This window comes from Plantibacter flavus (assembly GCF_900177615.1).
Classification (GTDB): Bacteria; Actinomycetota; Actinomycetes; order Actinomycetales; family Microbacteriaceae; genus Plantibacter; species Plantibacter flavus.
Genome location: NZ_FXAP01000007.1, coordinates 24360 through 44727, shown reverse-complemented (window position 1 = coordinate 44727; position 20368 = coordinate 24360). Strand labels below are relative to the sequence as shown.

General features: G+C 65.2%; 20 protein-coding genes. 11 read left to right on the top strand and 9 right to left on the bottom strand.

Annotated elements, in window-relative coordinates:
- Positions 1 to 11 precede the first annotated feature (11 nt).
- Positions 12 to 2918 (top strand): hypothetical protein, encoded by a 2907-nt coding sequence (locus tag B9Y95_RS18375; RefSeq protein WP_085514104.1) that lies wholly within the window; start codon positions 12 to 14, stop codon positions 2916 to 2918.
- A 2-nt stretch (positions 2919 to 2920) separates the two neighbouring features.
- Entirely contained in the window at positions 2921 to 3688 is a 768-nt protein-coding gene (locus tag B9Y95_RS18370; protein WP_085514103.1) for a hypothetical protein, read from the top strand.
- Between the two features lie 320 nt (positions 3689 to 4008).
- Here the strand turns inward: B9Y95_RS18370 and B9Y95_RS20785 are convergent, their stop codons facing one another.
- The 4 genes from B9Y95_RS20785 to B9Y95_RS18355 form a co-directional block, all read right to left on the bottom strand.
- Entirely contained in the window at positions 4009 to 4146 is a 138-nt protein-coding gene (locus B9Y95_RS20785; RefSeq protein ID WP_159453453.1) for a hypothetical protein, read from the bottom strand.
- Between the two features lie 40 nt (positions 4147 to 4186).
- Positions 4187 to 4813 (bottom strand): thermonuclease family protein, encoded by a 627-nt coding sequence (locus tag B9Y95_RS18365; protein ID WP_085514102.1) that lies wholly within the window; start codon positions 4811 to 4813, stop codon positions 4187 to 4189.
- A gap of 83 nt (positions 4814 to 4896) precedes the next feature.
- Positions 4897 to 5598: a hypothetical protein gene (locus tag B9Y95_RS18360; protein WP_085514101.1), complete on the bottom strand. Its 702-nt coding sequence runs from the start codon at positions 5596 to 5598 to the stop codon at positions 4897 to 4899.
- Positions 5599 to 5655: 57 nt separating this feature from the next.
- On the bottom strand, positions 5656 to 6324 hold the full coding sequence (locus B9Y95_RS18355) for a hypothetical protein (protein ID WP_085514100.1): 669 nt from the start codon (positions 6322 to 6324) through the stop codon (positions 5656 to 5658).
- 155 nt (positions 6325 to 6479) lie between these two features.
- On the opposite strand from B9Y95_RS18355, the gene B9Y95_RS18350 reads away from it, so the two are divergent.
- Positions 6480 to 7073, top strand: a complete 594-nt coding sequence (locus B9Y95_RS18350) for a hypothetical protein (protein ID WP_085514099.1) — start codon at positions 6480 to 6482, stop codon at positions 7071 to 7073.
- Between the two features lie 633 nt (positions 7074 to 7706).
- On the opposite strand, the gene B9Y95_RS18340 is transcribed toward B9Y95_RS18350, so the two are convergent.
- A complete protein-coding gene (locus B9Y95_RS18340) occupies positions 7707 to 8138 on the bottom strand; it encodes a hypothetical protein (protein ID WP_085514097.1) in 432 nt (143 codons plus the stop codon).
- Positions 8139 to 8201: 63 nt separating this feature from the next.
- Positions 8202 to 9224, bottom strand: a complete 1023-nt coding sequence (locus B9Y95_RS20780; RefSeq protein ID WP_085514096.1) for an ATP-grasp domain-containing protein — start codon at positions 9222 to 9224, stop codon at positions 8202 to 8204.
- 292 nt (positions 9225 to 9516) lie between these two features.
- Here B9Y95_RS20780 and B9Y95_RS18330 point away from each other — a divergent pair, with 292 nt between their 5' ends.
- The 6 genes from B9Y95_RS18330 (at position 9517) to B9Y95_RS18310 (ending at position 13868) form a co-directional block, all read left to right on the top strand.
- Positions 9517 to 9840, top strand: a complete 324-nt coding sequence (locus B9Y95_RS18330; RefSeq protein WP_200811444.1) for a hypothetical protein — start codon at positions 9517 to 9519, stop codon at positions 9838 to 9840.
- 53 nt (positions 9841 to 9893) lie between these two features.
- Positions 9894 to 10874, top strand: coding sequence for a hypothetical protein (locus B9Y95_RS18325; RefSeq protein ID WP_143736579.1), 981 nt, complete (start codon positions 9894 to 9896; stop codon positions 10872 to 10874).
- A gap of 164 nt (positions 10875 to 11038) precedes the next feature.
- A complete protein-coding gene (locus B9Y95_RS20775) occupies positions 11039 to 11212 on the top strand; it encodes a hypothetical protein (protein ID WP_159453452.1) in 174 nt (57 codons plus the stop codon).
- Positions 11213 to 11274: 62 nt separating this feature from the next.
- Positions 11275 to 11721 carry a macro domain-containing protein gene (locus B9Y95_RS18320; RefSeq protein ID WP_085514093.1) on the top strand — a complete coding sequence of 149 codons (447 nt, stop codon included), beginning with the start codon at positions 11275 to 11277 and terminating at the stop codon, positions 11719 to 11721.
- Positions 11722 to 11847: 126 nt separating this feature from the next.
- Positions 11848 to 13206, top strand: coding sequence for a hypothetical protein (locus B9Y95_RS18315; protein WP_143736578.1), 1359 nt, complete (start codon positions 11848 to 11850; stop codon positions 13204 to 13206).
- Between the two features lie 482 nt (positions 13207 to 13688).
- The gene (locus B9Y95_RS18310) at positions 13689 to 13868 is read left to right on the top strand and encodes a hypothetical protein (protein WP_143736577.1); all 180 of its coding nucleotides are present in this window, start codon (positions 13689 to 13691) and stop codon (positions 13866 to 13868) included.
- 12 nt (positions 13869 to 13880) lie between these two features.
- Here B9Y95_RS18310 and B9Y95_RS18305 read toward each other — a convergent pair whose 3' ends face one another.
- A complete protein-coding gene (locus B9Y95_RS18305) occupies positions 13881 to 14273 on the bottom strand; it encodes a hypothetical protein (protein ID WP_085514090.1) in 393 nt (130 codons plus the stop codon).
- 121 nt (positions 14274 to 14394) lie between these two features.
- Here B9Y95_RS18305 and B9Y95_RS18300 point away from each other — a divergent pair, with 121 nt between their 5' ends.
- Together B9Y95_RS18300 and dnaE are read left to right on the top strand one after the other, a co-directional pair.
- Complete coding sequence (locus B9Y95_RS18300) at positions 14395 to 14667, top strand: hypothetical protein (protein ID WP_085514089.1); 273 nt, start codon at positions 14395 to 14397, stop codon at positions 14665 to 14667.
- Positions 14664 to 17960 (top strand): DNA polymerase III subunit alpha, encoded by a 3297-nt coding sequence (dnaE, locus tag B9Y95_RS18295; protein WP_234994177.1) that lies wholly within the window; start codon positions 14664 to 14666, stop codon positions 17958 to 17960. The genes B9Y95_RS18300 and dnaE overlap by 4 nt, the downstream gene beginning before the upstream one ends.
- Positions 17961 to 17996: 36 nt before the next feature.
- Here the strand turns inward: dnaE and B9Y95_RS18290 are convergent, their stop codons facing one another.
- Both B9Y95_RS18290 and B9Y95_RS18285 read right to left on the bottom strand, forming a co-directional pair.
- Positions 17997 to 18512, bottom strand: coding sequence for a hypothetical protein (locus B9Y95_RS18290; protein ID WP_085514088.1), 516 nt, complete (start codon positions 18510 to 18512; stop codon positions 17997 to 17999).
- A 914-nt stretch (positions 18513 to 19426) separates the two neighbouring features.
- Entirely contained in the window at positions 19427 to 20323 is an 897-nt protein-coding gene (locus B9Y95_RS18285) for a hypothetical protein (protein WP_085514087.1), read from the bottom strand.
- Between the last annotated feature and the right edge of the window lie 45 nt (positions 20324 to 20368).

Genomic DNA, 20368 nt, shown 5'->3' with positions numbered 1-20368 from the left:
ATCCAATGAGGATGAGACAGCGCACCACACGTGAGGTCCTGCGGGACAAGGGGGGCCTGTCGACGAGCATCATCGAGACGCTCGGTGGCATCAGCCTGAAGATGATCGGTACGGTCATGGTCGGCGGTCTGCTCGTCGGCTTGCTCGGCTTCTGGGCGATGTCAACGGCCAGCGCGAGTGCGTCATCCGGCTTCCAGGCTTCCAACCTCGGATTCGAGAAGGCCGTCTCCAGTTCTGACGTCGTGGTCGGCATCAGCGGTAACCGTGTCGGGCTCCTGAAGGACGTCACGGGCGACAAGTGTGAGGTGCAGACCTGGCAGCCGGGGAGCAACACCGGCAAGGTCACGCTGAGGGTGGATACGACGACGGTCGCCGGCGTGTGCACGTCGTCGACCCCGCTGATCGCTGCAGGCAAGGGCAGCACCACCAGCGAGCCGCTGTTCGACATCACGCAGCCGGTCCTCACGTACACGAACCTCGGCGGTCGCCAGATCCTCTTCAACGACGTCGGCGTCGCCACTCTGGCATCCGGCACGAAGCCTGCCGACGTCCGAAGCATCGACTGGGACGACACGCGTCCGTACCAGGTCGAGCTCAAGCTGCAGTCGGCGGACAAGGACACGGCGAAGACGACGAAGAAGGCAACACTTTCTGCGTTCACGAACGTCGACAACGTCACCCAGGCGACCGACGATCTCCGGTACGTCCCCTCTCCGAGCGACGACCCGATCCCCGGACCACTGCGGATCCGGGACGTTTCGCGTTCCACCACCACCGGTGAGGTCATCGGAGGGGTTCGCGAAGGCGTCTCCGTGACCTTCACCGGCGCCGTTTGCCCCACTGGGCCCACCAAGGTGAACATCAGCTACACCCAGCAGAGCCCCACCACCGCTCCCGCTCGGAACACCGTCGTGAACGCGGTCCTCACCGGCGCTGACACGACCGTGCAGTTCGACGGTGTCGCCAACGGCTCGAGCGGCGCCATCGACGCCGTGGCCACCTGTGTCACCGACGGAATCGCTGAGCGCGCAAACACCCTCTACACGCAGCCGATCCCGGCTACCCAGCTCACGGTGGTGCAGAACCCGGAGGAGAACAAGCACGACCTCGCCTGGACGGCAGTATCGAGCCTCCCGACGTCGTTCGCGGTCTCGTGGCTGTTCGGCGCGGAGGACCGCGGCGTCATCGCAACGACTTCAGATCTCACCGCACAGTCGACCAACTCGTCTGGATACAACTACGGGACCACCAGCACGTACACCGTCGTTGCCTCGGTCGGCGAGGTGACTGGCCCGCCGGCATCGGCGACCATCAGTACAGCCGTCCCGGCGCCGGTAGCCACGAAGATCACTCCCGCGTCGACCGGAGCGAGCTGGACGGTCGTGACCTGCCCGTTCGGGACGAAGGCTGAGTATGCCTCGAGGTACCACCAGCAGGTGGGCACCGACACCAGTGTCAACTGGGGAGCCAAGAGCGCCTGGAGCACGACGCGGACGCTCACCGGAGTCACCACCCCCGGCTACGGCCGCACTACCGTGGAAGTCGACACGCGCTGCCTGGCTCACTACAGCGGAGTCGGCTCGACGACGGCGACCAGCAGCGCCGAGTTCTACCAGCCTGAGGCAGTCGCTCTGACGGTCGACCGGTCGACGGCCATCGGAACGGTCTTCAAGGGCGGCCGGGAAGGCGCCCAGGTGTCATACACCGGCGGGCGCTGCTACAACGGCACGAGCAGCAACGTCGAGGTCGCATGGCAGCCCAGCATGCCCACTGGACAGAAGAAGGTCACCGACATTCGCGCCCTGGTTCTGACTGCCTCGGCTCAGACAGCGGACCTTGGGGGAGTTGCCAACGGCGCTGACGGGTCGATGTCAGTCAAGGCGACTTGTTCGAACGTGACGAGCGGATCGGCGACGAAGGCCTCTGCCTACACACAGCCGCTACCCAAGCCGGAGCCGGTCGTCGACCAGCCTTCATCGATCGGTCAGCGGGTCAGCTGGCTGGCCGTCTCCTCGCTGTTCACGACCTACAACGTCCAGTGGACGTCCACGAATGGGCTCACCGGTGTCGAAGGAGGTTCGGACACGACCTCACTCTCCTACATTGCCCGGCCTGTAGCGGGTTCCGTCTACGGCCACACCGCGACGTACGTGGTCACACCGACCGTCGGCAACAACACCTCGGAGGGCTCCAACAGCGCATTCACGCCCTGGCCGGCGACGTCGCCTGCGACATCACTTTCCTGGACGGCGAATGGTGTCAGCGCAGGGACGTTCAACTGGACCAACGGAGCGGCGTGCCCTGCCGGGACGACGAAGCACTCGAGCAGCATGCTCAACCTGAAGTGGAACACGGCAGCCGTTGGCGTCTGGGCTGAGTACAAGGTCAGCGCCTTCGCGCTCAACAAGACGACCGATCCGTCCGGGACGGTCAACCTGCAGGGCTACCCGTTCCAGTACAAGGTGTCGTCGAAGTGCGTTTCGGCGTGGAGCGAGTCACAGTTCGTCGATACCCAGTCACCGACGTTCTACAACACCTGGACGACGCCTGCCGCACCGGTCTACAACGCGTACACGGGTTGGAAGAAGGTCGAACAGCCAGCCGGCTCGATCTACGACATCTGCCGCAACCACGGCACGTCGTCCTGCAGCGTGAGCGCTTACGGCAACTCGATCCAGCTCCAGTACAAGACGTTCTGCCCGACGGGTTCGTCACTCGGATCGAACAACGTGCACGCACGATCGTGGGCCGGGTCACACTTCGATCTGCCGATGAACTCATGGGACGGCTGGGAGACCGGTCGCGTGAACCAGCACGTCTACTACCAGGCGCAGTACGCCTGCAAGACGCCGTGGGGTAACCAGAGCCCACTCTCGCCGGCGACAGCAGAGTACGCCGTTCTCGTGCGGGGGTGGTAGGGATGCGGGACATTCTGAAGCGTCGGCGTCCGTTGATCATCGTGATCAGCGGCGCCGCCGCGCTGGCGATCGCCGCTGCTGCCGTGACGGTCTCCGTCGCCACGAAGCCGGCCCCCGCCGAGCTCACCGGCAAAGCCGGCGAGCGTGCAGCCGCGGCCGCGGCCGACGACTGGGCCGCACTTCCACTCGATGAAGACGGGAATCCGATCGGAGAGCCAGAGATTCAGCTCGATGAGAAGGGTAATCCCATCATCAAGCCAGGACTCGCCGAGGAGAAGCGATCTGCGGACCAGCCGTTGCCGTCGGTGAAGATCTCTGACGGTATCGGTGTCCTCGACACCACGGCGGACACCGCGGGCACGCTGCAGCTCCTGCTCGAGGCGAACAACCCCGGCGTGAAAATCGGGAGCGATGCCTGTCTGCTCGACTGGGCGGCCACGCAGCTGCCTGCATCGACGGACGCGTTCTCGGGGGTGTTGGAGGTCTGCGGTCGGAAGGCAGCCGTGATGTACGGGGGCTACTCCACCTCGGTACGCGATCTGAACCTGCATGCGCTCTACGCGCCCGAGGAGAAGGAGCGGACGGCACTCGGCAAGGTGCTGTTCAAGAACGATCGGCTCGCCTATGCATCCGTCGCCACCGGTGACGGCAAGGGAGTGCTTCTGGTTGTGACAGCCGCCACAGGCCCGAAGGATTCGACTCCCGATTCGATCACCAAGGTCGACCCGGTCGTGCCGAAGCAACCCGACGTCCTCCCAGCGGCACCCTAGTCAGGAGCTCAAGCGAACGGCCGCATCCTGCGCTCATCGAGCGTGCAGGTGCGGCCGTTCGCTTTCTCGCGTCATCCGGCCAGTCGACAGTCTCGTCTCCGGAAATGAAAAAGCCGCACCCCGCGCTCTGAGAGCGAAGGGTGCGGCTTTGTGAGTGATCTGTTACTCCGAGTCCACCTGCTGCTGAATCTGCTGTTCCATCCCCTGACGGGCCAGGCCGGCCGAGCCGAGGAACAGGAGCGCAAACATCATGGCGAACGCGATAGCCGGGACACTGGGACGTCGTCGAGGTGTTGTCATTGGAGTCTCACGCCTCAAGCCTACTGAGCATCCTCGAGCTGCTGTAGCTGCTGCTCGTTCATCGCGCCTACGACGCCTGCGGCGCCCACGATCACGAGGGCGAGCGTTGCAGCGAAGGCAACGCTCAGGACGAGGACACTGATGCGATTCTTCTTCATATGGGGTCTCTCTTTCTGCGGAGGGTGTTGTTGGCGTTGGTCAGCGTCCGATGTCGTCGCACAGCGAGTGTTGTCCGATCCCGGCCTCAGCGGCGCTCGTCTCGGCGGCGGAGTACGCCGCGTAGCGCGTGGGCCGCGGGGCACTTCGCGGGTGCCACGCTTCTGCGTAGCCCTGTGTCACCATCTCGAGCGCGAGGTCGGTCTGCGGCTCGTCCACGAGCTCAACGTAGGCGAGGGTGCGCCCAAATCGATCTGTCCTGTCTGCGAGGGGGTCGTAGACGATCGAGAGTCGAGTGCTTGAGCCGATGAGGTCCTCGAGGAACTCGGCGGCCGCATCAGCGCCGCACTCGGCGGGGACCTCGCTCATCTTGTTGAGCTCAGGGGTGTCGATGCCGAGTAGGCGAATCGTGTGCTCGGTCTGAGCATCGTTGGTGGCAGGGAAGTCCGTGCTTGGCTCGACAGCGATCGTGTCGCCATCGACGACCCGGATGAACGTGGCCACCGTGACCGAGACACCATCGGAGGCCGATGGGGGAGCGGTGAGCTCCTGCTCGCGACCACTGTCCACGGCGTCGTTGACGAGGCCGCCGGCGAACTGGCAGCCCGTCAGGGCGATCGCCAGGCTGAGGGCGGCGACGAGCGTGGTCGCCTTCTTGATCGTGTGCATGACTTGGACTCCTGCGTTGGTTCAATGGTGATGAGTTGGACAGAACGCGACCCTGCCCGGAGATGGCCAGGGTCGCGTTCCAGTCAGCGGTCGCTTTTGCGCTCGAGGAAGCCTGCGAACAGATGCTCGATGTCCTGAACGTGATCGGCAACGGACCGCGCGAGCACCGCGAGTTCGCGCTCCGCCGCCTCGTCCGAGGGGGACCACTGTGCCAGCGCGAGCGAGCTGAGGAGGTTCGTGCGAATCTCCTCAAGGTTGCGGTCGTCTGGATCAGCGACCTCGTCGCCGTCGGCGGTGAACGGTTCGTCGAAGAGGGCGAGCTCGCCGAGGAAGTCGATCGGTGCGCTGGCGTCCGTCGGCTGGTCGCCCCAGGACAGTCCACCGCTGACGAGGAGAACCCGGGTTCGGTAGCCGAAGGGGACGTCGATGATCGCCACCTCCGGGTTATGGCCGCCGAAGCTGCCGTCGTCCGTGAGGGAAAACAGGGTGTTGAAGAGGGCGTCGAGGAGTTCCCGGGCGATCGCCTCGCGGGATCCGGGTGTGAGGTCATCCGAGTCGTACGCGACATCGAAGGCGTGAAGCTGCTCCTCGGTGAGTGTGTCGTCGATGAAGACGCCGAACGTGTGGTCCTCACGGAAGGCGATGATCTCGATGACGTCGTTGATCACGGCCGGCGTGACTCGGGTGAAGAGGACGGCGTGGTCGTCGACGGGCGCTTGGACCCCGTTCGCATCGGCGCGGTAGACAGGGGCCGAGGCCGCTGAGATGAGCATGTCTGCTCCCATGGTGGATCTCCTTGCTGGTGGCGGGTGAAGGTGGGGGTGTTGGCGCCGAGCGCTGGACTACTTGATCCAGCCGTCAGCGGCCTCGTCGAAGTACGCGACGGGGACACGGTTCGGTGCGGCGCTGCGGAGCATCCTCTCGATGTCGGCGCGTGCGACCTGAGTGCCGCCGACGAAGGCAAGCCAACGGTCGCTGTCGGTCAAGTCGGTGCTCAGGGTGGTGTCCGTGGAGATGCTTTCGCCGCGGGCGCCCGCCTCTGGGTTCCACGCCCAGTTGTGTGCAGTGGCCTGCAGAGAGTGGCGCATCGGAGGCGCTTCGAGGCCGAGCCTCTGTGTGGACTCCAGCCAGATCGCATGATCGAGGACCTTGCGCTCGTAGCTCGATTCCCAGCCGTTGCGCACGGACTCCTGGAACAGCTCGAGGAGGACGTCGACGACGGCCTGATCGGCGAGGTCCTCGCCGGCGAGCGACTCGGGCAGGACGAAGTCGTTGAAGTCACAGCCGACCTGGTGGCTGATGGCCGTGAAGGCGCCCGGTGAAAACGGATCCGGGCTCGGTTCGTTGATGTACAGCAGCCAGCCGATCGGCGCGCGGAAGTCCGCGCCGAGCCCCTCGTGGATGAGGGAGACCTTCCAGGCGCCGCGCTTGATCGCGAGCACCGCCAGGTCAAGGAGCTCCTGGGGGAGCGTGCGGTCGGGTACAGCCGCCGGAGAGTTGGATTCCGTCATGAGTGGACTCTTTCGATTGGGAGAGATGTTCTAAGCACACCCCCGAGGCGGTTTTCCACCTACGTTTTTCCACGTATTCCAGCTTAAACGATGAGCGCCACAGATCTGTTCGAGTATGCTGATGCGCTACAAGCAAGCCAGCAGAGAGGTGCCGCATGAGCGACGAACAGCAGCCCAGCTTCCTCAGGGGGCTTCCTCCGCGGGGTGCCCAGCCCACCGTCGCGGCGGTTGAACGTGAACCGGAGCGCGACGAACCCGTCGCGACGCGCGGGTGGCGACCCAACAGGCTGGTGCTGTTCGTGGTCGCGGGCTTCGGACTCGGTCTGATCGCACTGTTGGTCGTCGGATTGGTGATGATCAACAGTGCGACATCGACCGCCGGCGCTGAGGCGACCGGCTCCGGGTCAGCGGTCGTGGAGGGTGCTGAACCAGGTGAACCAGCCGCCGGGGAACCGGCCCCGGACGCGACGGCCGCCGTCGAAGGTCACGAGGTCAGCGCGGAGCTGTGTGCGGCCCTGCAGAGCGCCGTCTCATTGAGTGGCGCAGACCTGACGTCGACCGAGGTCTCACCGGAGCAGCTCGCCGCGTTCGCCGGAGTCGCAGCGATAGCGAGCCCAAACCAGAGCAGCTATCAAGGGTTCGTGGATCTTCTCCAGGACCCCGCGAGCGTTCCGTCAGAGGCCGATGCACAAGCGTTGTCGGCAGCTTTCGCCCAGGCGGCACAGGCCGATCTCGTCACCTGCGCGTAACGGATATCCCTACGAGGAAGAAGCCCCGGATCTTCGGATCCGGGGCTTCTTCGTGCCCCTCCATCTAGTAGGGGAGCCAGGTCGCGATCAGATTCAGCTGTCCCTGAGCGCCCGGCGCCAGTCGTTTGCGGATCGCCGTGGAGGCCAGCAGATCTGCGCCCGGCTGTCCAAATGGGAACAGTGACTGCCCCCACGCGACGACGGTGGGAATTCCCGCGTCGCGCGCGCGCTCGGCGCAGCCCCAGGTACCGCGTGACGTCCCCGCGAGGGGGCTCCCGGGGGTGAGTGCGTAGCCGTGCGACGGGAGCACGATGCAGAGGTCGGCGCCGAGCTGGACCATCTCTTGGTAGCGACCTTGGACGGCACCATGACAGCTGGCGTTCACCCGATCCCAATCGGGGCAGGACGACGCGTGCGGGGCATTCCCAACGGGATGGGGCTCAGCCACCATCCCCATTCGACGGGTGAAGTCAGTGACCTGTGAGCCGGCGCCGGGTGTCGCAGCGTGGACGAGGACGGAGCCAGCATGGCGAGCCTGAAGCAGCGAGATGGACGCGTTCATGACGTCCTCTGCTCGTTGCACGTTCGCCCAGGCGCGACTGCCGGTTGTGAGGATCCTCACCGCCGGCGCGGTCATGCCGCCACCCGCAGCCTCTCCCACAGAGGAAGACCGGTCTCGTCGAGCTCGGCTGAGAACTCAAGGTGTGCGCCGGGCTCCTCGACGTGGGTGCCGAGGGCGACCCACCCCGTTCCTGGGGCCGGGTCGTGGCGATCACCGAAGCCGATGGCGAGCCATGCGGGCGACACGCCGAGGACGCGGGAGAAGGCTTGGAACTGCTCGGGCGAGGCCGCCGATCGGCAGGTCGTCAGCAGCTCCTCGCGAAGGGTCTGCCCGAAGCCGGCGTCGCCGAAGTCCGCGAGAAGGCGACCCATGGACGTGGTGGCGAGCCGCTCGCTGAGGGCTTGCTCGAGGCGCGCTCGGTATGCCGCGTCGGCGGAGCGCCGCACGACTTGGCTGACGCGATCGGTGTTGGTGAAGATGGGTGCGATGCGTGACGTCGACACGATGTGGTCTCCAGATCAGGTAGTGGCCGGCCCGATCGGGATGATCAGGCCGGCCGGTTGGGGTTAGAGCGTGTAGCCGCGGTCCCGGGCACGGAGGAGTCGCTCGGCGACGGTCCACGGGTCGGACGCGTACAGCCCCGAGTTGGAGATGCCGTTCAGCTCGATGACGACCGGCTCCCCGGTGGCTGCGTTCTTCGCAACGTCGATGACGACCGTGCCGCTATGTGCGCTAGCCACCCGGCTTCCAAAGCTGAGGAGCTCATGGAAGATGTCGGGTCGGTCCTCGACGGGGGATGGCTCGCCCTGTTCGAGGTGACCTCGGATTCGACGCATGCGAGAATCGAAGGGTCGGTTGCTCTGCCGGTCCAGAGGCGTGAACTCCTCCACGCAGCCTGCGCCTGACACCACTTCTCCGTCGATGATGAAGAGCCTGTATTCGAACTCGAGTGCCAGTTCATCCTGGACGAACAGTGCGTCACGCTGACCGTCGAGGCGGATGTAGGTCCAGTCCATGGCGTCCAGGAGTCGGCGCCGAATGACCTCGGGGTCGTTGTCGAGCTCGATCGACCAGATGCCGTTCTTGTGTGCTGCCACCTTGACGACACCTCGGGCGACGCCGTGGTCCCGGTGACGGGTCGCGAGCCACTGGATGATGTCCGTGTCATCGTCGATGCCAATGGAGCCGAGCATCATCGCCCGGCCGCCGAACTGCTGGACGATGGGGTGGTTGATCTGTGTGTCGATGGCGTGGTGGCCACCTTCTTCGTCTTGCGTGACGGGTCCGAAGCGCCGCGACATCTCCTCGGATGTCCACGGGCGGTCGTGAGTGCCGGCTGGCTTGGCAACGAGGTTGCCATCGGTGGCCCACCAGGCGGCCGACAACCGACTGGCGTCTTCCCAGAAGTTTTCTTGATCCTCGGCAGGGCAGAGGGGGCCAAGCATCTCGGGGGCGAACCGTTCGATGTCTCGAAGGATGAGCGCGGCGACCCGGCTCTTCTCGACGGACCAGTCCGCGGGGATCCCCGGATACGGACGAAGGTCCCCGGAGAAGAGCTGCGGGGTGCGGGTGATGGCAGGCGCAGGCATGATGGCTCGCTTTCGGCGCCGGCGGCGCGGGATTCGGTTCGGATGCACGTGACCAGCACCTGAGTGCCGTGGCGTGCCGGAGGATCTGGACTCGGAGTCCAAGACCTCTCCCGTCCACGGCTCTGCCGTGACCCGGGACACGCCAGCCGCTGGGCGGCAACGCGTGGCACAGATATCACCGAGACCTCTAGGATAAGCTGAGAAACCAGGAAAAACGACACATTGAGCAGGAGCCACAATGAGCGACCGGATCAGCGGAGACACCCCGGGGCGAGTCCGAAAGGCTGTTCGGATGCACCCGGACACCTTCCAACGGGTCACCTACTGGGCGAGCAAGCGTGAACTGTCGGAGAACGAGTACCTCGTTGAGGCGATCGAGGAGAAGATCGCTCGCGAGAACGGCGACTACGACCTGCCGACGCTCGAGATCGCGCGACTGAACCAACTGGTCGACGAGCTCGGGGCCCTGTCGAGGAACACCGCGAACCTGGAGCGCGTCGTCACCGGCGGGTTCGACTCCCTCCTTGGCCTGACGCGCGGCGACAGCTACCTGCTCGACGCGGAAGCGGGCGACCTGGATGTCCCCGACACTGCAGCAGCAGTGGTCGGTAGCTGAGCCGGCACGCCAGAGACGAGAGGTAGCAGACGATGGGTTTTCTAGACGACGCGATGGACGGCTACAAGCCGACCACGCCGGACGATGTGCTGATCACGATTCCTTCCCTGCGAGATCCGAAGAGCGCTGCCTCCAACGATGCGGTAGAGGTACGTGATCTCGGACAACATGGCGGGGCTGCCGAGGCTGCCGCCGCCGTGACCGACGCACACGGTGCCGCAGCGGGCGACGCCACCGACGCGGATCCGCAGCCGCAGCGCGATGACCCTGACGATGGCGAGCACACGGACTCCACGGAGGAGGCCGTGGCGGCGAGGGCACCAGTCCCGGTCGTGGTCGATGAGTCGCAGAGCGCTCCTGAAACGGGGGACGAAGCGATGGACGTTACCGAGGCGGCCGAGGAGACTCAGGAGCCGCTGGACGAACTGAACTCCACCTCTGGTGACTCCGCACGGATCGAGCCGAGGGTGAAAGAGCTCGGTAGCCAACCTCGAGTCTTTCAGCGCATCGGCTTCTCTTCCGGAGACGTGGACGTCTCACAGGTGGGCCGCTTCCCCCAACCGCTGATCGATCACCTCAGGGCGTCTCTCGCTCCTTCCGTGGGAGCAGACTTCGCCCAAGCGATCTCGTCGACTGCCCTGCTGACAGCGTTCATCTCGGCGAAGACGGGGTTCGTGCTCGAGGTTGATCCGAATACCGCAGTCGCGATCGACGTCTTCCGACAGGTGGATCCGCGGCTGCTGTCGGTCGAGGATCGAATGGAGGCGATGGCGTCGGACATGGCGCTGATGTCGACCCAGCTGCTGAAGCACGTCGAACAAGCCAAGGCGAGCACACAGATCATCGAGGCGCTCGAGTATTCGAACGCCTACATCATCGCTGACCGGGTGGCAGGTATCTCCACCAACGACACCGACGAGCACACCGTTGACGTGACGCAGAAGCGCGTTGTCATCGCCCGCGACACGATCCGCAAGAGTGCCGCAGGGCACCGGAAGATCGAGCGCGAGCGCAGTGGTCGGAGGATGGCATGAGTACACCCGTCAGTGACGCGCGCTCACTGCCGTTTGGGGTGGTGAGTCTCTCCGAGCTGCGGCGCAACAGCGCAGGTGCACGAGGCCCAGGCCCGATCGTCAAGCTACCGAGTTGGGAAACGCCCTCGCCGGCGTCGCGACAGAGCTTCGATGAGGTGTTGGCCGTGGACACCACAGTGGTCGCTGGAGATGCGGGTCAACACCCCAACAGCGCCCGGCGAGCCGTTCTGGTGGCGAGCATCGCGGCCGTCGTCCTTGTCCCAGGCACGGTGATCTACCTCGGCCTGACCTGGTCGAGCTGGAACCTGCTCGGGCTCTCGGAGTTGCTCCCGTGGTAGCGACGGGCACATCTGCGCCACCAACCGTTTCCGTCTCGCGACACACCGGCGACCTCTTCGACATGACCGCCGACGCCATGGTGAATCCCTGGAACCGCAACTTCATTCCTCGTCCACTGCTCTTGGCACGGGGCGTCAGCGGCCAGCTGAAGAAGCTCACCGGCGCGGGGCCCTGGGATGAGCTCGCCAAGCTCGGGATCATGCCACTCGGAGGCGCGGCGGCCACGTCGGCCGGAGACTGGACGAACGTCGAGAACCTCATCCATGTAGCTGGTCTGAATTGGCGCTGGAGAGCGACGCCGACGAGTGTCGCAAGATCCACCCGCAACGCGGTCCTGTGCGCGCAGCAGATCCGAGCCCGAACCCTGCTCATGCCTCTCATCGGGGCAGGGACCGGGGGCCTGACAGATGCCCAGTCGGAGTCGGCCATCCATGCCGGGCTGGCAGCTTTCCCCACTCGGGTGAACGCCGCAGTCCACGTGTACATCGTGTCGCTGCCGTCCGCATGAACCCGGACGCCGCCAGTTGCTCGAAGGCTACAGATGCATAGGAGTCAAACACCCGATAATGCACCTTATGACAGTTTAACGATTTAACTAGTCCAATAGTCTCGCTTCGGCGTGTAGAGTGCAGGCATGACCTCCACACCAGCTCCTACTCCCGTCGTCCGCATCAAGCTCGGTGAAGATCGACCGGCGCCGTCACCCGATGCGCTGGGGCGAACCCGGATCGGCTTCCTGCCGGGGTTGGCCCCAGTGGATCTGTGGGAGCGTGGTCGCGGTGTTTGGAAGGCGAGCCTCCCGAATGTCGCGGCTGCGGAGCTCGCTCTGCTGGTCGCCAACGGCGTCGTTGTGGCGGTCGGAACGATCGACGGGGTGTTCTTCGTCAGCGGCGGCCGGATCGCGATCAACGGGGAACCCGACCCGCTGCACCCGCTCATTGGTCAGCCAGACCCGCTGGCGAACGGGTCACAAAACCCGATCGCCTACGGGATCGTCAACACCGTTCCTGCCGTCCCTGCCGCGGTGCAGCGCTCCTACGAGGCAGTACTGACGGATGCGATCGACGTCCTGACAGAAGCGGCGCGTCTACGCCGACCGCGTCTGCAGCCCAGCAGCACCGGTCGGTGGGAACCGCATCCGGACGACAGCGAACCTTCTGACTGGGCCGAGTTCGTCACGCTCGCGTTGGCGGGCGCGGCCGCCAACGTCGGAGGTATCGAGACTGCGCTACGAGGCCGGCCTGGATCTTGGGAGGCCGCCGGCGTTCGCTCGCTTCTGGAGTCCACCGTCGGCACAGATGAAGGTGAGCTCATGCGGCACCGCACGGCGCCCGTTCACATCACCCTGAACATCGATGAGATCCTCACCGAACATGGCGACACGTGGCAGCAGTACGACGCAGCCGCGGACGAGATCGGCCACAGACTGGACGAAGCAGCGGTCGCCAATCCGGAGATTCCCGCAGAGGAGTACGTGTGGGTTTACGACACGCAGGTCGGTGCCGATCCAACTCCTCGTTCTCCGGAGGCACCGGCATGGTCCTGGGATGCCTGGCAGAACTTCGCAACCCGCAGCGGTGCGACACCGGCTCAGATCGAGAACATCAAGGCGGGTGCCCAAGATGGCACCGGTGGCATCAACGTCCTGTATGTGGCGAAGAGTGACGTCGCAGGAGACGATTTCGTACGGCTCAGCGATGAACGGGATGCTCACCTCGAGGCCATCGTCGCGGTCCAGGACGAACTCGACAAGCAACGTGATCGCGAGTTCGCCAGCTACGCAGAAGCTCTCTCTGCACGCATTGTCGAACTGGCGAGGGAGACCGTCACAGCTGAAGTCCATGTACACCTCGATGGAGAGAGCTCCTCTGCTGGGGCGAACGAACCGGTCGTCCACGAGTGGATCCGGTCAGCCGTCGAGGCCATCAGTACCCCGGCGGACCTCCCGGGCACGCCGCTGGAACGCCTTCCACTCCAGCAGGCCAGCGCTTGATCCACATACGCCGCAGGCCCTGCGCCGACGCGGAACTGTGACGAGGCGCTGGATGTCAGCTCGGAACCGCCGCTTGCGGAGTTGGTCGATCGGGCACCCGAGGATACTCGTTACGCGTAGAAGTGACCGTCGGGGGCCATTTCGCTCATTGCTGTGATCACACCACGAACCCGTGCTTCACGACGAGCTAGCTCAGCCTTGTCATCGATAGGCCATCCCCACGCGGCGCCCTCGACAAGGTCCCGGAGTAGCCCGAGCCGTTCCCATCGCGTCTGATTCTCAGGAAGGGGTATCCACGGCTCCAACGTGCCGCTATCCATCTGCATGGGTCGTATCATTCCTCAGACGCCCGACAATCCATCGTGATCGTCTGCTCATTCGCCACCGTCGCCACCGGCGTGCTCCTTCTCACCGCATGTGCAGCATCTATGCCGGCCGCCCTCGACGATTGCATGCAGGTTGTCGCCGATCACACGGGGACCATGCAGAGCAACGCCGAGATCCCGGACACCGTGAAGAATCCTGCCGGCGCCTTCGACTGGAAGGGCTCCTACAACGGAGGCACGTTCGCGTGCGCGAGCCCCGATGGAGACCTGCTGACGAGGGCGATCCTCTTCAAGGATGACGGCACCGTGGAGACCCTGGTGACCCGCAGCTCCTGAGGGACGCGTGTCTCAGCAGACGTCGTTCACCGAGGCCATTAGACCCTTGACCGACTGCGTGAGGTCGTAGTCACCATCGGTCGCCTCGCGCTTCCCTTCGGCGATCTCGGAGGTTGCATCCGCCGTGGTTCTCGCCGCCTCGGCCAAGCGCTCGAACTGGCCGCCGGCGACGGGATCGGTCAGCTTCAGACCGGGAGCGTTCTTCTCGGCAGCCGCGGCGATGCCGCTGAGCCCGGACGCCACATCACGGAGATACTCGCTTGACGCTTTCGGCTGGCCGGTTGGGAAGTCCGCCGCAGCTTGCTGGTAGTCCGAGCAGGCGTCCGCCAACTTGACCGGCTCCGCTTCTTCCGCGCTGCACCCCGTCAGGCCCACGCACGCGGCAACGACGAACCCGATAGCCACACTCTTCGATCTCGTCCCCACGGGGCAACGATAGCGCGAGCAAGATCCGTCCACCGCTCCCCTGGCACGTGGCGTACACTCGCTGAATCGATAGAACATATGTTCGATGGTTGGAGGGGTGATGGCGACGGTGGTGGATGCGTCCGTATCGGTCGCCGTGGCACCCTCGGGAGCCCCCGAATCGTTCGTCTGGGACAGATTCGAGTACCGGGTCGTCGGCCAGCCGATCGCGCTGTTCACCAGAACCGCCTGGTGGACGGGAGCGGCATCTCCTGCCCGCATCGACCAGGAGACCTGGCGCGTGGATGCCATCCGCGACGAGGAGGAACCCACACGCTACGACCTGCGCCGCGACGCCGAAGGCGGGTGGACGCTCGCGGTCGCCTGGACGTGAACTTCCCCCACCTCCGCGTGGCCTCGAGTCTCTCAGCGCACTACGGCGTCACCTCCTCCCCTGCTCTGGCCGGCCTGGCTGCCGAGGACGGGGCCTGGTTCCTCGCCTTGACGGATCGTGACGGGCTGTACGGGGCACCGAAGCATGTCGGGGCGTGCATCGCAGCAGGCCTCTCCCCCGGTCTCGGAACGGATCTGCAGATCGTCGACGAGCACCACGGGAGCATCGGCCGCGCAGCGTTGCTGGCTCACGGCGGCAACGAAGGCCGTGGGTTCGCACAACTCTGCCGGGCGGTCAGCGCGGCACACGCCCACGGGAAGACGGTTGCCCTCCCTCGTACCCAGCTCACCCGGCTCCTGGAGGATGACCCACAGCTGACCGTGCTGCTGGGGCCGGACTCCGACGTCGGACAGGCGATCGCCCGTCGCGACGGCGCCGGCGCCCGCAACGCCCTCGCGCGTTGGATGAGCGCGGTTCCGGCCGGCCACCTGGTTCTGGAGGTGGTGTGTCATCTCACCGAGGAGGGGCCTGGTTCACTGGCGCCGGCGACCCGGATGCTCGGGCTCGCCGAGTCCTGTGGCCTCCCCGCGGTGCTGACGAATGCCGTGCGGTACGGCCTCCCGGATGAAGCCGCGACCGCTGACCTGGCGGACGCCGTTCGTCATCTGAACCCGCTGCGGGATCTCGTGCTCGGGGAGCAGCTGCAGGTGAACGGGCAGGCATGGCTGAAGCCGGCGGTGCAGATGCGCCAGATCGCGGCCATGGTCGTCGACGCTGGCTCGCATGACGCTGGCGCTGTGACTCGCCTGCTTGAAGAGACCGAGCGAGTAGCACAGCGCTGCGCCTTGGACCCCACCGGTGACATCGGCTGGAAGCGGCCGCGGATGCCCGAGGCCTCCGTGATCGGGATCTCCGGCGATCCAATGCAGGCGCTCTGGGAGCGGGCAAGAGCCGGCGTCGAGGAGCGATACGGCCGCTCCGACACTCCCCCACTCGAGGAAGCACACCAGGCACTCGTGCACGAGATGCACATCGTGGAGCAGCTGGGCATGCCGTCGTACTTCCTCACGGTGGCGAAGGCGGCGGACATCATCAGGGGCATGGGGATCCGCATCCAGGCGCGCGGATCCGGCGTCGGCTCAGTGCTGAACTACGCGCTGCACACGTCCTCCGTGGAACCGATCAGTAACGGTCTGATCTTCGAGCGGTTCCTGGCTCTCGAGCGACCGAACATGCCAGACATCGATCTCGATGTCGAGTCCTCTCGGCGCCACGACGTGAACCACCGTCTGGTGAAGGAGTTCGGGCCTGATCGAGCGACGCTGATGTCGATGACCAACGCGTACCGATCGCGGGGTGCCGTGCGAGACGCCGGCCTGGCGCTGGGCATGGATGAGCAACTCGTCGACGTCATCGCGAAGCAGATGTGGCGCTTCAACGCCCGCGAGTTCCGAGAGGCGCTGCGAGAGAAGCCTGAGCTCGCCGGCCTCGCCGACGCCGTGCGCGAGTCGCGAGAGCTGGACCTCCTCGTCGACGTCACCGAGCGGCTGGACCGACTCCCCCGACACGTCAGCATGCATCCGTGCGGGATCATCCTGTCCGACCTGTCACTGCTGGACCGCACCCCCACACAGATGTCAGGCCTCGCGCCTTTGCAGATGTCGCAATTTGACAAGCATGACATGGACAACATGGGCCTCATCAAGCTCGACGTCCTCGGCGTGCGGATGCAGTCGTCCATGGCGCACGCTGTCACCGAGCACCACCGCATCAGCGGTGAGCAACTGCAGATCGACGCGCTGCCGCTGGACGATGAACCAACCTACGAGCTTCTCAGGTCCACCAGGACGCTGGGCGTGTTCCAGCTCGAGTCCCCGGGCCAGATGGAGCTCGTCGGCAAGCTGCAGCCCGAGGTGTTCAACGACCTGACGGTGGAGATCTCACTGTTCCGGCCAGGGCCGATGCAGAACAACATGCCGCTGCAGTACCTCCAGGCGCGGCACGGGGAGGTCATGCCGGACTGTCTGCACCCGCGGTTGAAGCCGATCCTGCGGGAGACCCGCGGAGTCGTCGTGTTCCACGAACAGGTGATGCGGATCATCGACGAGCTCACCGGCTGCGGCCTCGGTCATGCCGATGTGCTTCGCCGGCAGCTTGCGGACCGTGGGCGCCTCGACGGCATCGGGGCGTTCGTCACGGCGAAGGCCGCCGAGCGCGGCTTCCCGCCGGCCGTCATCGCGAAGGCATGGACGATCCTCGCCGGCTTCGGGTCCTTCGGATTCGCCAAGGCCCACGGGGCAGCGTTCGCGCTTCCGACGTACCAATCGGCGTGGTTGAAGCGGCACTATCCGGCTGAGTTCATGGCGGGGCTCCTCACGCATGACCCCGGCATGTGGCCGAAGGACCTGATCCTCGCAGAGGCGCGCCATCTCGGCGTTCGCGTACTGCCGATCGACGTGCAGCACTCCACCCATGAGTACCTCGTCGAGGCGGACCCTGACGGTCAGCTCGGCGTACGAATGGCACTCGGCGAGCTGAACGGATCGAGCCACAACGAGCGCGATCGCATCGTCCGCCACCAGCCGTTCTCGTCCCTGCAGGACTTCAGGGATCGAGTGCGGCCGCGGCGTACGACCATGGAATCACTGGCGCGCGTCGGCGCCCTGGACGCCTTCATCGACTACGAGTCGAAGCGCCGACACGAGCTTCTCGCTCACCTCTCGTCGATCTCTGCGAAGGCCCAGTACGTGCCCGACACGCAGCTGGCGTTCGACTTGGACCTGCCCCTCCCCGACCGGTCGTCGGTGACCTCGCTCGAGCTGCGCGGACGGACGCAGACCGACCTCGAGCTGCAGGAGATGCGTCTGGCAGTCAACCGCCACCAAATGGAGCGCTTCTACCCGCTGTTTCGAGAGCTCGGCGTGACGCCGGCGCGGAATCTCGGCGGGCTCCCCGGTGGCACTGACGTCATCATCGCAGGCGTCCGTCGAGCGACCAACACTCCCCCGATGCGCGGTGGCAAGCGTGTCGTCTTCGTGTCTCTCGACGACGGGAGCGGACCCGTGTCGAACGTCGTGTTCTTCCACGACGTCCAGGAGCAGATCGGCTCGGGTGTGTTCCAGACCCAGTACATGCTCGTTCGCGGCAAGACACGGCGCTCAGGGGCGCGGGGCGTGTCAGTGACAGGCGATGCCGCGTGGGACCTGCTGCACGTCCAGCGCGAGCATGAGGAGCGCGGCGCGACGCTGGCGGAGGTCACGCCGCTGCGTCGTCGGACAGCGCAGTCGGCGTGACAGAGGCGGCGAGGCTCTGCGTGACCGGAACGAAGGTCAGACGGCTCCGGTCTGCTCGGCGGCCGCAGCCTTCTTGTTCTTGATGTGCTTGACGATCTTGTAGGTGGCAACGCCGGCTGTGATCGTGGCGGCCGCGACGCCGACGACGATCGCGAGCTGCTTCCAGTCGATCTCTCCGTCGGCGTCGTCGGCGACCAGGGAGGCGAGGTACTCCTCCTCGGCGATCCGGTAAGCGGCCTCGCGGGCGATCTTCAGGTCCAGTTTGTGTGCTTGGTAGCCCTGACGGGCCTGTTCGATCTGCTCAGGCGAGGTGTCCAGGTGGCCGAGGATGCTCTCGTCGAAACGGGTGTAGTAGCGCTGCCGGTGGGCGAAGCCCCCGTATCCGTTGTCGTAGTCGATGTACTCGCCGAACCGCTCCCCCTCCGGCGTCAGGTGATACTTGCCGGGCTTGCCTGTCAGGTAACCCTGGTTCGTGAGTAGGAAGTTGATGACCTCTGGCGGCTGAAACGAACCGATTCGCCGGCCGATGTCGGTTGCGTTGATGGTCGCCATGTGTTCGCGGTCTCTCGTCGTCTGGTTGAAGCGGGGACATCAGCATAGAGCCACCTGCGGTCGCGATACGCTCGTCTCATCCTCGGTTGCATGGCTTTGCGAACTTGGAGCTCTTCACGGAGAGCAGAAGAACCCCCGGCGTGGTAACCGGGGGTTCTTCGCTTTGGCGGCCCTGTGCGCCCCGTAGGCGCCCGCTTGAGGAGCCGGGGCGGCAAGCGCCAGGGGAACGGGTCTCGCAGCCGACGAGAGCCTTCCTGGACCTTGCCAGCGTGATGGAAGGGCCGAGCTTGGTCGCTGCCTGCACCAGTCTGAACCTCTCACACTCCGGGAAACGCCTGAGCTTAGGTGTGCGAATCGACGCCGATTTGCTCTGTGGTTGCGTTAAGAAGATGTTGATCTGAACAGGTGAACTACAGGAAAGAGATACAGGGTGCGCGTGCGAGATATGCCCACTGCCCTACTCCCGACTGGGATCGCAAGGGTTCGCCTGATGCCCACCCGCCACCGAAAGACCCCGGTAGCGCCACCAAATCACCCCACCACCGCCACAAGATGATCCCGATTCGCCATCGATTGCACCCACGTTTGACCGGTGAAATCTGGGGTCAATGCGTGGCGGTGACCGCTGAATCCTGGGGTTCATGGGCGCCACGCATTGACCCCAATCCTCGGACTGGGTCAATCCGGTTCGAAACGTCGACGCTGAGCGCCACCGATTGACCCCACCACCGTCGTTCCACAGTGCTGGAGCGCCACTAGATGACCCCATCTGCGCCTGGAATCGCAGCCATGCGGGACGTGCGCCACCAAATGACCCCATCGCAGCAAGACAAGCGCACCGCCACCAAATGACCCCAAAATCGCGCGAAATTGGGGTCATTTGGTGGCGGCGGTGTGGTGCCTCCTGCGTTGGTTTAGGCGGTGGCGCGCCACTCGGCGCCGGCCTCCTGGGCCAGCTCGTACACGCGCGGGATGCATCCGACGTCGTCGAGAATCGCCAGCAGATCCTCCGGACTCTCAGCGATCCGGTGCTCGCTGCTATCGATACCGGCGGAGTAGTCCCGCGCGAGGTCGCCGATGGCCGTGTCAAGGCCGGCTTGATCGACGAGCCATGCGCTGAAGGCGCTCTCAACGGGCGCCGACGCGACCGGTACTTGACGCGGGGCGACGGCATCGCCTGCAACCAATTGCTTCACCCTCAGGGAGAGCGCCTCAAAACCTGGAGGCCGGTGCTGGTCTGCTTTCGGCCGGGTGTGCCCGTGTCCGACAGATCGACGAGCGTAGTCGTACTCAAGTTTCGGCAGCCCGATCTTGATGTTGGGACTGCCGACTTCACGGGGACCGAGGGGCAGACCGAGCGCCGCGGCTGCCCAGATGAGTCGCCCATTGCTCACGTAGGAGACGATGCCGTTGAGAAAGTTCTCTGCGAAGTGCTTGGCGGAGTAGCTTCCGACGGCAGGCTTCGTGCCGTCAGAGACTGGACTGAACATGCGAAGCACATCAGAGATGAGCGCCAGCTGGGCGAAGTCGACCCGTCCACCGAAGCTCCAGGCTCGACCCATATCGTTCTGACCGGGAACGGTGATCCCGTGCTCACGCAGCACCGGAACCTCTTCTCGAGAGCCCACGATCGGGTGCTCGGTCAGCGTCCTGATCAAGTGGCGCGCACTGAGCCGAGGCCCGAGGAGCCCCTGCGCCTCGGGCGCAGTCAGCTGTCGTAGGGACGTCGTGTAACTCACGCCGGTGAACTTCGCCCACGCGCGCGCGTCAGCCTGTAGTTCACGGTCCGTCTGGTGGTTCGTTGATGTCATCTCGATCTCTGTATCCGGGCGTCGCAGCCCACGCGTTGCATGCCC

Bases quoted from the DNA above. Each gene is read 5' to 3' on its own strand.
- B9Y95_RS18310 (WP_143736577.1), top strand. From the start codon at position 13,689: ATGCAGAGCAACGCCGAGATCCCGGACACCGTGAAGAATCCTGCCGGC.
- B9Y95_RS18300 (WP_085514089.1), top strand. From the start codon at position 14,395: ATGGCGACGGTGGTGGATGCGTCCGTATCGGTCGCCGTGGCACCCTCG.
- B9Y95_RS18320 (WP_085514093.1), top strand. From the start codon at position 11,275: ATGACCGCCGACGCCATGGTGAATCCCTGGAACCGCAACTTCATTCCT.
- B9Y95_RS18350 (WP_085514099.1), top strand. From the start codon at position 6,480: ATGAGCGACGAACAGCAGCCCAGCTTCCTCAGGGGGCTTCCTCCGCGG.
- B9Y95_RS18315 (WP_143736578.1), top strand. From the start codon at position 11,848: ATGACCTCCACACCAGCTCCTACTCCCGTCGTCCGCATCAAGCTCGGT.
- B9Y95_RS18285 (WP_085514087.1), bottom strand. From the start codon at position 20,323: ATGACATCAACGAACCACCAGACGGACCGTGAACTACAGGCTGACGCG.
- B9Y95_RS20780 (WP_085514096.1), bottom strand. From the start codon at position 9,224: ATGCCTGCGCCTGCCATCACCCGCACCCCGCAGCTCTTCTCCGGGGAC.
- B9Y95_RS18370 (WP_085514103.1), top strand. From the start codon at position 2,921: ATGCGGGACATTCTGAAGCGTCGGCGTCCGTTGATCATCGTGATCAGC.
- B9Y95_RS18355 (WP_085514100.1), bottom strand. From the start codon at position 6,324: ATGACGGAATCCAACTCTCCGGCGGCTGTACCCGACCGCACGCTCCCC.
- B9Y95_RS18290 (WP_085514088.1), bottom strand. From the start codon at position 18,512: ATGGCGACCATCAACGCAACCGACATCGGCCGGCGAATCGGTTCGTTT.
- B9Y95_RS18365 (WP_085514102.1), bottom strand. From the start codon at position 4,813: ATGCACACGATCAAGAAGGCGACCACGCTCGTCGCCGCCCTCAGCCTG.
- B9Y95_RS18375 (WP_085514104.1), top strand. From the start codon at position 12: ATGAGACAGCGCACCACACGTGAGGTCCTGCGGGACAAGGGGGGCCTG.
- B9Y95_RS18360 (WP_085514101.1), bottom strand. From the start codon at position 5,598: ATGGGAGCAGACATGCTCATCTCAGCGGCCTCGGCCCCTGTCTACCGC.
- B9Y95_RS18325 (WP_143736579.1), top strand. From the start codon at position 9,894: ATGGACGGCTACAAGCCGACCACGCCGGACGATGTGCTGATCACGATT.
- B9Y95_RS20785 (WP_159453453.1), bottom strand. From the start codon at position 4,146: ATGAAGAAGAATCGCATCAGTGTCCTCGTCCTGAGCGTTGCCTTCGCT.
- B9Y95_RS18330 (WP_200811444.1), top strand. From the start codon at position 9,517: ATGCACCCGGACACCTTCCAACGGGTCACCTACTGGGCGAGCAAGCGT.